Here is a 13596-nt window from a genome sequence, read left to right as displayed (position 1 = left end):
ACCAGAATTGACCGGGGGCGCGTCCTATGACAAAGCGAATTAGCCGATGCCGTGTGAGCGGCTCTACTAATCTCGTGACAGTGCTGTCGCTAGGAGAGCAAGCGCTGACGGGCGTATTTCCATCGTCTGCAGATACGCCTGTCACTGTCGGTCCGCTGGAACTTGTATGGTGCCCTGAATCGGGACTTTTACAACTCGCCCATAGCTACGATGCGGCGGAAATGTACGGCGAGAACTACGGCTATCGCTCCGGCCTCAATCAATCGATGGTCCGGCACCTCACGCAGAAAGTCAGCCATCTGGAGCGCGTCGCCGATCTTAAGCCCGGCGACCTCGTCGTTGACATCGGCTCCAACGACGCGACGACGCTCAAGGCCTATCAAACGGGCGCGCTGAAACGGATCGGCATCGATCCGACAGGGGCCAAATTCCGTCAATATTACACGGACGACATCGCGCTCGTCCCGGACTTCTTCTCACACGCCAATTTCGTAAGCGCGGCGGGCCGCGCCAAAGCGAAGATCATCACCTCGATCGCGATGTTCTACGATCTCGAGGATCCGATCGGCTTCGCACGCGAAGTCGCCGCCTCTCTCGCGCCCGACGGGCTTTGGCATCTCGAACAGAGCTACATGCCCTCGATGCTGCGGCTGACCTCCTACGACACCATCTGCCACGAGCATATCGAATACTACTCGCTCAGCGTCGTGCGGCGCATTCTCGACGCAGCGAACATGCGCGTGGTGGATGTGCAGATGAACGGCGTCAATGGCGGCAGCTTCGCGGTCACGGCGGCGCATAGGGGCTCGTCGCATAAGGCCAATGACTCGGTGATCGATTGGCTGCTCTCGCAGGAAGAGCGCATGGGACTGGACACGCCGGCGCCCTATCGCGACTTCGAGACGCGGGTCTACCGCCACCGCGAGGATTTGCGACGCCTGCTCGTCGCGCTGCGCGACGCGGGCAAGCGCGTCATCGGCTACGGCGCCTCGACCAAGGGCAATGTGGTTCTGCAGTTCTGTGGGATCGGCCCCGATCTCGTAGAGGCGATCGCCGAGGTCAATCCCGATAAATTCGGCTGCGTGACGCCGGGCACGCATATTCCGATCATTTCCGAGGCCGACGCCAAGGCCCGCAGCCCGGATTACTTCCTGGTCCTGCCCTGGCACTTCAAGGAAAACATCCTGCAGCGCGAGCAGGAATATCTGGCCCAGGGCGGCAAGATGATCTTCCCCTTCCCGGAGATCGAGATCGTCTGAAAAAGCCGGACGGAGGACGCTGCATTGCCGCTACCGCACATGGTCTCCTACGCGCAGAACGGCGAAGACGTCGTTTTGCGTCGGGCTTTCCACGGACAGGAAAAAGGGTTTTGGGTCGACGTAGGCGCCTGCGACCCGGAACTCGACAGCGTGACGCAGCATTTCTCGCTCCTGGGCTGGACCGGCGTCAATGTGGAGCCCGATTTGACGCTCTACGAAAAATTCGTCGCCGCGCGCCCGCACGACATCAATGTTCGCGCCGCGATCGCCGAAGATTCGCAGGACCGGCACTTCTTCCCTACCGGCACCCGCGGCCATGGCACGCTCGTGCAGGAAATCGCCGCGGAACGCGCGCCGGGCAAATCCTATAGCGTGCCTTCCATGCCGCTCGCGGAATTGATCGACAAATATGTCCCCGACGGGCTGGCGATCGACTTTTTAAAAATTGACGTCGAAGGATTCGAGAGGGCCGTGATCGTCTCCGGAGACTGGGAGCGGCAGCGCCCGAGAATCGTCGTCGTGGAAGCAGTCGACGCGACCGGCGAGCCTACGCATGAAGATTGGGAATCGATCCTACTCGGCTTTGATTATGTCTTTGTTCTCTTCGACGGACTCAATCGCTGGTACGTGCGCGCCGAAGAACCCGGTCTGCTCGGAAAGCTGAAGGCGCCCGCCAATGTCATCGACAATTGGACACACGCCAGCAGGTTCCAGTTGATGGCGGAATTGGAGAGGCTTCAAAAAGAAAACGCCGAGCTGCGTGAGAAATCGGCGAACCCCTTGCGGCGGCTGTTCCGGAGATCCTGAAAGACGAAGCCCCGATGTAAATTTGCTAAGCTGGAGGCTACTTTAGCTAACGGCCAAGCTTGAGTGGCCCAGCCAAACGGTGCAATACGGCTTGAACGAATTGCAACCGATGGGGCGCTTGCGATGGGCCTGGAAAAGCTTTTTTCAAAATTCTTTTCTCTGCCGCAGCCGGCGGGGTCGCCCGTTGCATCCCTTGACCCCTGGGCGCAGGTTGAACGACTTGCCCGAAATCACGAATTTACGGTCGTGGATGTCGGCGCCCAGAATTTGGCGTCCGAGGAACATGTTTATACGCCGCTGTGCCGGCCCGACATCAAGCATCGCATCATCGGCTTCGAACCCTTGCAGGAGCGCGCGGACGAACGTTCGGCCTCCGATGGCGCGCAAACAATTATCTATCCGGTCGCCATCGGCGACGGCGCGACGCATACGCTCTATGTCAACAACGACGACGCCACCTCCTCCCTCTTTCCTTTGAATGAGGCTTTGTGCGCCGAATTCGAGCATCTCAACACGCTTAAATTGGCGTCGACCGAGCGGTTGGCGACCTCCCGCCTCGATGATGTCTTGCCCGCGGAGCCGGTGGACTTTCTGAAGCTCGATATTCAGGGCGCCGAGTTGTTGGCCCTCGAAAACGCAAGCAAAGTTCTCGACCGAACCGCCGTTATTCACTGCGAGGTGGAGTTCGATCAGATCTACAAAGGGCAACCCCTCTTCCACGACGTCAGCAAGCTGTTGGCGGATAAAAATTTCTACCTTGTCGATCTCCTGATCGCGCATCGTTATTATTACGAAAACAGCCTCAATCTCCGGGGGCGCGACAGACTCCTTTGGGCCGACGCCATCTTCTTCAAATCGACCGACGACAAGGACGCCATGGCGGCGCAGGCGGTCGTGGCGGCGCTGGTCTATGGCAAGCCGACCCTGGCCCAAAGCTTCATTGATCGTTTGAACGGCTGAATCGCGCCGCGTTTAGGCGGAACGCCCAAACGCCAGGGAGCGCGATCCAAGCGCCGCCCTCAATTCAGTGTTCTCTGATAGGCGCCGTCGCGCAACAAGGTCATCAATTCCTCGGTCGATTCGCGCCAGGTGAGATGGCCGATCTTCGGCGGGACGCGCTCGCCATTCAGGGCCTCGCGAATGCAGGCCGCGAGACTCCCCGGATCGAGCAGGTCGAAATAGCGAATATCAGGGCCGCCGATTTCGTGAAACACGTCGATGTCGCTCGCGATAACAGGCGCGCCGAATTGCGCCGCCTCGGCGAGGGGCAGGCCGAATCCTTCCGCGAAGGTCGGCAGGATGACGGCGCGCGTTTCGCGGTAGAGAAACTGCAGATCGGCGTCCCCTGCGTCGTCGAGCCAGAACAGGCGCCGCCCGTTCTCCGGGTGATGACGCAAATGCTCCTCAAACGCCGTCGCATTCCAGCCCGGGCGGCCGACAATAACGTAATTCGTTTCGACGCCCTCGGCCCAAAGCCGCTCGAAGGCGGCGAGCGCGACCGGATAGCCCTTTCGCATCTCGACCGTGCCGACGCCAAGAAAGAACGGCCCCCTGCCCGCAACGCGACGCGGGGCGGCGGCGGGCTCCCCCCCAGCTTCGCGAAAATCCGCGCCGAGCCGCCACCAGCCGAGACGGAAATCAGATCGAGGCTTGACATGCATCAGCTTTGCGGCGGCCGCGAAGTTCTCGGCAGTGCTGCGGGAAATCGCAACCGCGGCGTCGGAGGAAGCGATGACGAGCGTGATCCAGGCCTGAAAATTCGCCACGAGGAGAGGTGTATAGAGCGTTGGATAATCCAGCGGGAAAAGGTCGTAAATGCAAGCGACGACGCGCCCGCCCCGCCCCTTGAACCAGTCGAGCGCCGCCGGGTAGCTATCGAGTCTGTTCCACCCTGCGTCGAGCAGCAAGACGATATCGCCATCCGAGACATTGATCTCGGGGGACTGATCGGCAGGTCGCGCCGCTGCGACAAAGCGGCCCTGAGAAATGGCGACCGGCTCCGCGAGACCCATTTCGGCCGCGTTCAACACGATGCCGCGAAGGACCCGCTGAATGCCGGTCGCCTTCCCAACAGTCAGAAGATCCGTGGCGTCGATATAGATCCGCGGCTGTTGCGCCGAAATCGATTGCGCCGGAATCACGCCGAGCGCGCCGGGAGAAAAAGCGCTCTCGCCCCGGGAGGGCGCGAAGCGGCTTTTCGTGGTCCGCAAAAGCCGAGAGATCGTCCAGTAGAGCTCCCGCAAGCGCCGATAGACGACTCGGCTATAGGCGTCCAACTCGTAACTATGCCGGAAATTTTCTTCCTCCGACAATTGGACGCGGAGATAAGAACTGATCCTGTCGAAATCTTTTTCGCGCATCGAGACTTTCGGTTAGGCTGAGGCGATCTGCGGAACCCCGGATTCTCGCGCCCGTTTATATGCGCTTGCATTGCAGCGCAAGCCTGGCTTTGTGCGAGAATTGGCGCCGACCGGCTCTACTCTCTCTGGAGCGGAGAGACGAGCTGTGCTTTAGGCTGAACCTTCTCTCCGACGAATTTGTTGCTCAAGCAAGATAACCGGGCTTCGTGGCCGAATGACGCTGCCATGTGAGGGTCGAGACGAAAACATGCTGGCAAAAGAGGACATTCGCTTTTCCGTCGCGCCGATGATGGATTGGACGGATCGGCATTGCCGTCACTTCCATCGCACGCTGTCGCGGCGCGCGCGTCTGTATACCGAAATGCTCACCACCGGCGCCGTGATCCATGGCGACCGCCAGCGTTTGATGGGCTTCGACCCTTTCGAGCAGCCGGTCGCCTTCCAGCTCGGCGGCTCGGAGCCAGACCAGCTCGCCAAGGCGGCGAAGGTCGTCGAGGCGTTCGGCTATCGCGAGGTGAACCTCAATGTCGGCTGCCCCTCCGACCGCGTGCAAAACGGCGCTTTCGGAGCCTGCCTGATGTTGCGCCCCGCCCTCGTCGCCGATTGCGTCAAGGCGATGAAGGACGCCGTGACGCTGCCGGTCACGGTGAAATGCCGCATCGGCGTCGACGATCAGGAACCCGAGCCGGCGCTGTTCGAGATCGCCGGGCGATGTGTCGACGCCGGCGCCGACGCGCTCTTCATCCACGCTCGCAAGGCCTGGCTAAGAGGGCTTTCGCCGAAGGAAAACCGCGACATCCCGCCGCTCGATTATCCTCTCGTTCACAAGCTCAAGCGCGCTTTTCCGGACACGCCCATGGCGATCAATGGCGGCCTGGCGACGATTGAAGAAATGCGCGCCCAGCTCAATCACATGGATGGCGTGATGATCGGCCGCGCCGCTTACCACGATCCGGGACTGCTGCTATCGGTTGATCCCGAATTTTTCGGCGCTCCCGCCCCTGTCGCTGACGCCTTCGCGGCCGTCGAAGCGTATTATCCTTATATCGAGCGCGAGCTCGGCAGGGGCGAAAAGCTGTCGAACGTCACGCGCCACATGCTCGGCCTTTTTGCCGGCCTCCCGGGAGCGCGCAGCTTCCGGCGCCGGCTCGCGCTCGAAGCGGTTCGCCCAGGCGCCGGCGTCGGCGTGTTGGCGAGCGCCGTCGAGGAAGTGACGAGCGCAATTGCGCGCATGCGCGACGCAAACGCGGCTTGACGTCAGGACGCCGAAAGCGCCACGAGGACGCCGATCTCGGCCGCCTGTTGCGCCGCGCCAAGCACGTCGCCCGTATATCCCCCGATCTGCTTTTCCGCGAGCTTGGAGACGCCGAGCCCCGCGCCGACGGCGGCCATCTCCGCAACGACCGTCTGCCCCAGGCTCGCGCCGCCAAAGAGCGGCGCGAGCGCCACCGCGGCGCCGATATAAAGCGCGTTGCGTAGCGCGGAGGGCGACGGCGTCGGCGCGGAGGCGCCCGCCCCGTCGTTCCGCGCCGGCAAAAGCGTCACTAGCGGAATGAGCCCGACGGCGCGCGACAACGCCCCCGCGGCGACGATCGCGAACATGCCGAGCCAGACGCCGCGCTGCAAGGCCGAGGCAAGCGCAAAGACGCGCAACAGACTCGACAGGCACAACGCCAGCGCGCCATAGGCGCCGAGCCGGCTGTCGCGCATGATCGTCAATTTCTGCTCTCGCGTCTTTCCCCCGCCGAACCCATCGACCACATCCGCGAGCCCATCCTCGTGCAACGCTCCCGTCGCGAGCGCCAGCGCGCCAATCGCGCATGTGGCGGAAACCAGCGGCGGCAGATGCAGAATGCTGCAGACCAGAAGGGCTCCGGCGCCGACGGCGCCTATGATGGCGCCCGCGAGCGGCGTGGCCCAGCTCGCACGCGCGAAATCGGGCATGACATAGCCGTCGTCGCCCGCCGGAACCGGCAGGCGCGAATAGAAGCGCAAACAGGCGCGAATGTCGTCGACGATGATCGAAACCATGATCCAGTCATGGACGAAGGCGCCCGACTTGTCGAGCGCCTCCCAGCCTGCCCGCCTAGCCGGCGGTCTGCATCACCTGGATGGCGGCGGGCGACAGCACCACGACCATGAGGACCGGCAGGAAGAACACGATCATCGGCACGGTCAGCTTCGGCGGCAGGGCGGCGGCCTTCTTCTCCGCCTCCATCATGCGCATGTCGCGGCTTTCCTGCGCCGTGATGCGCAGCGCCTGGCCGAGCGGCGTGCCGTATTTTTCGGCCTGAATGAGCACGGTTGAAATTTGCTTGACGCCTTCGAGACCCGTGCGCGCGGCGAGATTGGTGTACGCCGTGCGACGGTCGGGCAGATAGGAAAGCTCCGCCGTCGCGAGCGCGAACTCCTCCGCGAGCGGAATCGATTGCGCGCCGATCTCCTGACCGACCTTGCGGAAGGCGTGCTCGATCGACATGCCCGATTCCACGCAAATCAGCATCAGGTCGAGGGCGTCGGGAAAGGCGCGCTGCATCGACATCTGACGGTTTGCGATCGTGTTGCTGATGAAAAGCTCCGGCGCCTTGATGCCAAGATAGGTCGCGCCGATGACGATCGCGATCTGCATCAGCCCGCTCATCTCGGGGTCGCCCAGAAAGAAGACGTAGAACAGCGCAGCGAAAAAGAAGACGATGGGCGAGACGAGGCGGAAGAACAGGAACGCGATTTCAGCCTGCGGGCCGCGGAAGCCCGCCGATGCGAGCTTGGTCTTGGCGTCTTCCGTATTGAGCCATGTGGAGAGCGAGAACTTCTCCACGATATTTTTCATATAGGCCTTCGGCTCATGACGGAGGCCCTTGCTCTGCTGGCTTTTTGCCAGCGCCCGCTCGCGTTGGCGAATGCGCTCGCGCTCGCTCGAGACGCTCTTCATGCGCTTGTCGAGCGAATCCGTGCTGAGAAGCGGCATGGCCAGCGTGATGATCGTCGCAATGACTGCGATCGACGTCAGCGCGCTGACGGCGAACTGCGTACTTGTGATCTTTTCGATAATTTCGTTCATCCCGCCCAGCCTCGCCGATCCAACCGATGTTTTGTTCTTCGGTTCCGTCAGATGTCGAAGTTGATCATTTTACGCATGATGAAGATGCCGATGCCCATCCAAAGCAGGCCGCAGGCGATGATGATCTTTCCGATGTTCGTGGTGAACAGGACCGCCATGTAGGACGGGGTCGTAAGATAGACGGCGCCGCCGACAAGAAAGGGCAGGCTGCCGATAATGCCCGCCGACGATTTCGCTTCGGCGGACATGGCCTTCACCTTGCCTTTCATCTTCTTGCGGTCGCGCAACACGCGGGAAAGATTCGTGAGCGCCTCCGACAGATTTCCGCCGGCCTTTTGCTGGATGTTGATGACGATCGAAAAAAAGGACGCTTCCGGCACGGGAACGCGCTCTGCAAAGCGCTCCACGGCTTCGCCGATCGATAGACCGACCGTCTGGGATTCGACGATGCGCCGGAATTCGCCGCGCACGGGCTCCTGGCCTTCGCTCGCGATTATGCGAAAACAGTCCGCCACAGGAAGACCTGCTTTGACGCCGCGAATGATGACATCGATCGCGACGGGAAACTCCTCGATGAATTTGTTGATGCGGCGCTTCCGCAGAAAGCTCAACATCCAGTTCGGAAGCCCAAAAACGCCAACGGCCACGGCGCCCGCCGCCACGAAGGCGTCGCCATTGACGACAAAAACGAAGAAACCCAAAACAATCCCGAAAATCACGGAGCCCATGATAAAGGCCTGCTTGCTCCAGGCAAGCCCAGCCTGCGTGATCCGTTGCTCGAGGTCGATCCGCTTCTTCTTGTTCTTCTCCTCGATTTCCTTCAGGCTCTCCGCGATCGCCTTGCGGCGCTTCACCGGATCGACGCCGCCCTTGCCGCCGCCGCCACGATCCGACGCGCCGCTCATCAGCGCCTTCTGACGCCTCTGGGCTTTGATGTCTCCCGAAAGGTAGGGATAGACAAAGGCGTACATCAGACTCGCGACGGCGAGTCCGGTCAGCAAGACGGCGATGAGCTGCCGATCCATCGATCGCACTCCTGACTTTCCTGTTATCCCTCGTCGCGCACTTCGGAGGCGTCGAGAGCGGCGGCGAGCCGATCATCTTCGCTATAGTAGCGCGCGCGCTCCCAGAACCGCGGCCTGCCGATGCCCGTCGAGCGATGCCGGCCGATGATCTTGCCGTTCGCGTCCTCGCCGAGGATCTCGTAAACGAAAAGATCCTGCATGGTCACGACGTCGCCCTCAAGACCCATCACTTCCGTGATGTGCGTGATGCGGCGAGAACCGTCGCGCAAGCGCGCAGCCTGAATGATGACGTCGATCGAGGAAACGATCATGTCGCGGATGGTTTTCGCCGGCAGCGAGAACCCGCCCATGGTGATCATCGACTCGAGACGGCCCAGGGCTTCGCGCGGGGAGTTCGCATGGAGCGTGCCCATCGACCCGTCGTGACCCGTGTTCATGGCCTGCAGAAGGTCGAAAGCTTCCGGTCCGCGAACCTCGCCCACGATAATGCGTTCGGGACGCATGCGCAGGCAGTTCTTGACGAGGTCGCGCATGGTGACGGCGCCCTGCCCTTCGAGGTTCGGCGGCCTCGTTTCGAGGCGCACAACATGCGGCTGCTGCAATTGAAGCTCGGCCGCATCCTCGCAGGTGATGACTCGTTCGTCGCCGTCGATATAGTTGGTCAGGCAGTTGAGCAGCGTCGTCTTGCCGGAGCCCGTTCCGCCGGAGATCAGCACGTTGCAGCGGACGCGGCCGATGATCTTGAGGACCTCGCCGCCTTCGGGCGAAATGGCGCCGAATTTGATGAGCTGGTCAAGGGTGAGCTTATCCCTTTTGAATTTACGAATGGTGAGGGCCGGTCCGTCGATCGCCAAGGGCGGGGCGATGACGTTGACGCGGGAGCCGTCGAGCAGGCGCGCGTCGCAGATTGGGGAAGCGTCGTCGACTCGACGGCCGACCTGCGACACGATGCGCTGGCAGATATTCATCAACTGCGAATTGTCGCGGAAACGGATGTTCGTCAGCTGAATCTTGCCGGCGACCTCAATATAGGTCTTGAAGGCGCCGTTAACCATGATGTCCGCGATGTCGTCCCGGGCGAGCAATGGCTCCAGCGGACCATAGCCGAGAACGTCGTTGCAGATGTCGTCGAGCAGTTCCTCCTGCTCGGCGATCGACATCACCACGTTCTTGATTGCAATGATCTCGTTGACGATGTCGCGAATTTCCTCACGCGCATTCTCGGGATCGAGCTTGGAAAGCTGAGCGAGATCGATCGCCTCAATGAGAGCGCCGAAGATGACGCTTTTCGTGACGTAATATTCTTCGGACTTCTTTTGCTCCGGCGGGGTCGATTGGACCGCCGGAGGTTCCGCGATCGGCGCCGCCGGCAACGGCAATTGCGGCTTCACCGCCGCTGCTGAAGCGGCGGGACCGCGCGGACGGGCCGCCATATCGCCGACATTCGTACGCTTTCCGAACATTGCCGATTACCTTTGCGTTACCTGCGCCACATCTCGCCCTGACCGGCCTCAGCTCGCCTTCTTGCGGGCGAAGCGCTCGAGAAGGGGCGTGAGAAGAGTCTTCTTGACGCGCCGCGCCGCTACCCGGCCCATCAGCGTCCGACCAATATCGTCGAGCGTCTCGACGATCTTCGAACCGGCCTCGACTTCGGCGAGCATCTGGCCGTTATTCGCGGCCGTACCGAAGAGTTTGGGCTCGAAGGGCACGACGCCGAAGGGCTCGATCTCGATCGCCTTGGCGAATTCCGAGAGCGAAATCTCCGGGCGACGCGGAACGCCGACCATGTTCAGGATCACGCGCGGCGGATGATCGTTCACCCGCGCGGCGCGCAGCGAGTCGATGATCGTCTTCGTATTGCGCAGATTGGCGAGATCGGGCGCTGCCACGATCACGACTTCATCCGCAGCCACAAGCACGCGCTTCGTCCAACCGCACCACTGATGCGGGACGTCGAGGATCGAGCATGGCGTCGTGGAGCGAAGAATGTCGAGCGTCGCGTCGAAAGCCTGTTCCGGCAGATCGTAGAGACGATCGACCGTCGCCGGCGCGGCCAGAATGCTGAGCGTGTCGCTGCATTTCGACAGCAGACGATCGACGAAGGCCGTATCCAGACGCTCAGGCGAAAAGACCGCGTCCGCGACGCCCTGCGGGGGATCCTGATTGAAATCCAGCCCCGCCGTCCCGAAGGGCAGATCGAGATCGACGATCACGGACTGATATTCCAGCAGCCGCGAAATCGACCACGCGACATTGTGCGCGATTGTCGAAGCGCCCACGCCGCCCTTCGCCCCCACGACCGCGATCGTGCGGCCGAGAAGCTCCGCGGACGGGCCGTTATAGAGATGAGAAACCTGAGAGATGAAGCTAAGCACCTCGATGGGCGCGACGACATAGTCGCTGACCCCGCGCGAGGTCAGCTCTCGAAAGAGCGCGATGTCGTTCTCGTGACCGACCACCATCACCTTGGTGCCGGCGTCGCAGAACTCCGCCAGGCTTTCCAACTGGTCGATGAGCGTGGCGCGATCGGAGAAGGTTTCGATCACGATCAGATTGGGCGTCGGCGCCGTGCGATAGGCCTCGATCGCCGCGGGGATGCCGCCCATGTGAACTTTCACATGGGCTTTGCTCATGCGGCGGTCGCTCGCCGCGCTTTCGATAACGCCGGCAATATCCTGTGACTCGCAGAACGCCTGAATCGAAATGCGCGGGACCGGCGCGATCAGGTTCGCGGGATCGTTTTGCGACGCGCGCTCGACTTCTGTATCGGACATTACGAGCCCCCACCCACATTGCTGATATCGGATGCCTTGAGACGCCAAAGCGTGCTTGGATCCTGGCCGTTGCGCATCTTGTTGATGGAGCGCATGCGCGTTTCGATGTCGGACGGGGTTTCGGCCCGCGGATTGGCGAGGTCGCGCGGGTCGGCGACCTGCGCCGAGAGCGTCGCCTGAGAAGCGCAGCCGAAATTCCAATAGGATTCGTTCTGCCAGCCGTCGACGGTCGAGCCGGAAGCGAGATCTCTCGGCCATTCGCCGCAGCGATCCGCCACCTTGGCTTTGATGGACTGAAACGAAAGACGAATCGGCGCGGCGAGCTTCGGATCGGTCACCGGATAGGTGCCCATCATGATGTTGCCGCGAAGGCCCGCCGAGGCGAGCGCGTGACGCACGGCGTTTGCCTCGCCGGCGCTTGCCGCAGCGGCGGCGCTGCCGGTCGGCGTCAGCATCGTCACCTGGCCGTGGCCGAATTCCGCGTAACGCGCCACAAATTCGCGAACACGGCCCTGCGTCTGGACGTCGAGGCGTCCATGCAGCGTCGACGGGAAGATGTCGAGAACCTGCGGAGAGTCGCTGAGAACAACGGGATGCCTGTCATGATAATCGTAGGGCGTGACCGGCGGCGGAAGGGTCCGATTGACGCCGCAGGCGCCGAGAGGCGTCGCCAGCAGCAGCGCGAAAACTCTGCCGGCGCGAAGCGCATCCCGCCGCCTTTTGCCGCCTGCGAAGCCGCCGCGCGTCTTCGCGATTTCAATATCGGTGGACATAGTCGTGATCCCTCGCGGCCGTCGCGCGTTAGTCGTGAATGAAGCCGATGCGGCCCTTGAAGTTCTGCATCATCTGCGGATTGCTCCGCGTGGAATAAATCCGGTTGACGCGGCCGAGCAGCCAGCCCTGCGGATCGCTCGCATCGGCGAGATTGTCGTCCGGCTTGGCGACCTCTTGCTGCGTCAGCGCGCGCGCGATGTAAGGCGTGACGACGACCAGCAGCTCCGTTTCGTTGCGCAGATAGTCGCGCGAGCGGAAGAGCGCGCCGAGGATCGGCAGGTTCAGGAGACCCGGAACGCCCGTGATGGCCTGCGCGGATTTCTGCGTGAGCAGGCCCGCCGTCGCGATCGAACCGCCGGACGGCAGCTCAACCGTCGTTTCGTTCTTGCGGGTCTTGAAGCCTGGAACCGTGACGTTGGCGTAGGTGAAGCTGTTCTGCACGTCGACCTCGGTCACTTCCGTGGCGAGGCGCAGCGATATGCGTCCCTCCGACAGAACGACCGGGATGAAGTTCAGCGACACGCCATAAGGCTTGAAAACGATGCCGGGCGTACAGACGGGCTGGAAGCCGCCGGTCGATACCGTACAGGCGCCGGATCCAGGAACGGCGATCTCGCCGCCGACGAGCATTTTCGCCTGCTCGCCGGAGATCGCCGTGACGGTCGGCTCCGCGAGAACGCGCGTGACGCCGTAACGTTCGAACGCTTTCAGAGTGGCGCGCGTATCGTTCGGGCCGTTGATGATGAGCGCGGTATTCGAGACGATCGGATTGACGGCGAAGGGATTCTCGGAAATGAGCCTGCCCCAGCCGCCCTGCAACAGCGTGTCGCCGCCGGACTGCGCCGAGAAGCCGAGCTGCTTGATGACCTTGCGCTCAACCTCGGCGACAGTGACCTTGAGCATCACCTGCTCTTCGCCGCGAATGGTCATGGCGTTGATGACGTTGCCGTCCGCCGACCCGCCGACGCCGCCGATCTGGGAGGACGGCTGAACGCCGCCGGAGGAGGAGGCGCCGCCCCTTGCGCGCGACGCAAAGCCTTTCGCGATATCGACCGCGCGCTGCGCCTCTCCTGCCGATCCGACATAGCCCGTCAGGATGATAATGTCGTTGACGGTGCGGGCGACAATGTTCGACTTCGGAAGCGCAGCTTTCAACAGGGGCATCAATTCGCCCACGTCCCGGCCGATGCTGATCTCGAGATTGGCGACCTGGCGCCCGGCCGAGTCGAGCGCGATGATCGTGGTCTGACCGGCCTCCCCGCCCATGATATAGAGCTTGCGCGGCGTCCGCACGACGGCGTCGGCCACTTTCGGATTGCCGATAACGAGCTCGGCCGCGTCGCGCGGCAGGTCGACAATCATCGACTTACCGGAACCCATCGAGATACGACGCGCGAGCGCCGCGCTCGCATCCGCTTCGATTCCCGCCGGATAGGGTCCCTGCGCGGAAGCCGGCGCGGGAGCGGCCGTCGTCGCGAGCGCAATCGCCGCCGCCGCGGCGCCGGCCAGGTTCTGCATCAAGCGGCTCATTTGCGG

12 protein-coding genes are annotated in these 13596 nt (G+C 62.4%); 4 read left to right on the top strand and 8 right to left on the bottom strand.

Translation table 11 applies throughout. The annotated features are described in order from the left end of the window. Window positions 1-26 precede the first annotated feature (26 nt). From ACNHKD_RS09470 to ACNHKD_RS09460, 3 genes are all read left to right on the top strand, one after another. A complete protein-coding gene (locus tag ACNHKD_RS09470; protein WP_442756795.1) occupies window positions 27-1259 on the top strand; it encodes a class I SAM-dependent methyltransferase in 1233 nt (410 codons plus the stop codon). A gap of 24 nt (window positions 1260-1283) precedes the next feature. Then, complete coding sequence (locus tag ACNHKD_RS09465) at window positions 1284-2066, top strand: FkbM family methyltransferase (protein ID WP_442756794.1); 783 nt, start codon at window positions 1284-1286, stop codon at window positions 2064-2066. Window positions 2067-2189: 123 nt separating this feature from the next. Next, on the top strand, window positions 2190-3026 hold the full coding sequence (locus tag ACNHKD_RS09460; RefSeq protein ID WP_442756793.1) for an FkbM family methyltransferase: 837 nt from the start codon (window positions 2190-2192) through the stop codon (window positions 3024-3026). A gap of 59 nt (window positions 3027-3085) precedes the next feature. Here ACNHKD_RS09460 and ACNHKD_RS09455 read toward each other — a convergent pair whose 3' ends face one another. After that, window positions 3086-4426: a glycosyltransferase family 4 protein gene (locus tag ACNHKD_RS09455; RefSeq protein ID WP_442756792.1), complete on the bottom strand. Its 1341-nt coding sequence runs from the start codon at window positions 4424-4426 to the stop codon at window positions 3086-3088. A gap of 247 nt (window positions 4427-4673) precedes the next feature. On the opposite strand from ACNHKD_RS09455, the gene dusA reads away from it, so the two are divergent. Continuing rightward, the gene (gene dusA, locus ACNHKD_RS09450; protein WP_442756791.1) at window positions 4674-5681 is read left to right on the top strand and encodes a tRNA dihydrouridine(20/20a) synthase DusA; all 1008 of its coding nucleotides are present in this window, start codon (window positions 4674-4676) and stop codon (window positions 5679-5681) included. Between the two features lie 2 nt (window positions 5682-5683). On the opposite strand, the gene cobS is transcribed toward dusA, so the two are convergent. Genes cobS through ACNHKD_RS09415 form a run of 7 tightly spaced genes read right to left on the bottom strand, consistent with a single transcriptional unit; the run spans window position 5684 to window position 13590 of the window. Further along, a complete protein-coding gene (gene cobS / locus ACNHKD_RS09445) occupies window positions 5684-6457 on the bottom strand; it encodes an adenosylcobinamide-GDP ribazoletransferase (protein WP_442756790.1) in 774 nt (257 codons plus the stop codon). A gap of 55 nt (window positions 6458-6512) precedes the next feature. After that, a complete protein-coding gene (locus tag ACNHKD_RS09440; RefSeq protein WP_442756789.1) occupies window positions 6513-7487 on the bottom strand; it encodes a type II secretion system F family protein in 975 nt (324 codons plus the stop codon). A 47-nt stretch (window positions 7488-7534) separates the two neighbouring features. Then, window positions 7535-8512 (bottom strand): type II secretion system F family protein, encoded by a 978-nt coding sequence (locus ACNHKD_RS09435; RefSeq protein WP_442756788.1) that lies wholly within the window; start codon window positions 8510-8512, stop codon window positions 7535-7537. Between the two features lie 23 nt (window positions 8513-8535). Beyond that, window positions 8536-9975, bottom strand: a complete 1440-nt coding sequence (locus ACNHKD_RS09430; RefSeq protein ID WP_442756787.1) for a CpaF family protein — start codon at window positions 9973-9975, stop codon at window positions 8536-8538. Between the two features lie 48 nt (window positions 9976-10023). After that, complete coding sequence (locus ACNHKD_RS09425) at window positions 10024-11286, bottom strand: AAA family ATPase (protein WP_442756786.1); 1263 nt, start codon at window positions 11284-11286, stop codon at window positions 10024-10026. Further along, window positions 11286-12059: a CpaD family pilus assembly protein gene (locus ACNHKD_RS09420; protein WP_442756785.1), complete on the bottom strand. Its 774-nt coding sequence runs from the start codon at window positions 12057-12059 to the stop codon at window positions 11286-11288. The genes ACNHKD_RS09425 and ACNHKD_RS09420 overlap by 1 nt, the downstream gene beginning before the upstream one ends. 28 nt (window positions 12060-12087) lie before the next feature. Then, window positions 12088-13590, bottom strand: coding sequence for a type II and III secretion system protein family protein (locus ACNHKD_RS09415; RefSeq protein ID WP_442756784.1), 1503 nt, complete (start codon window positions 13588-13590; stop codon window positions 12088-12090). Between the last annotated feature and the right edge of the window lie 6 nt (window positions 13591-13596).

Origin of the sequence: Methylocystis sp. JAN1, assembly GCF_052186135.1 — a bacterium.
GTDB lineage: Bacteria > Pseudomonadota > Alphaproteobacteria > Rhizobiales > Beijerinckiaceae > Methylocystis.
This window is presented reverse-complemented; position numbering and strand designations above follow the sequence as displayed.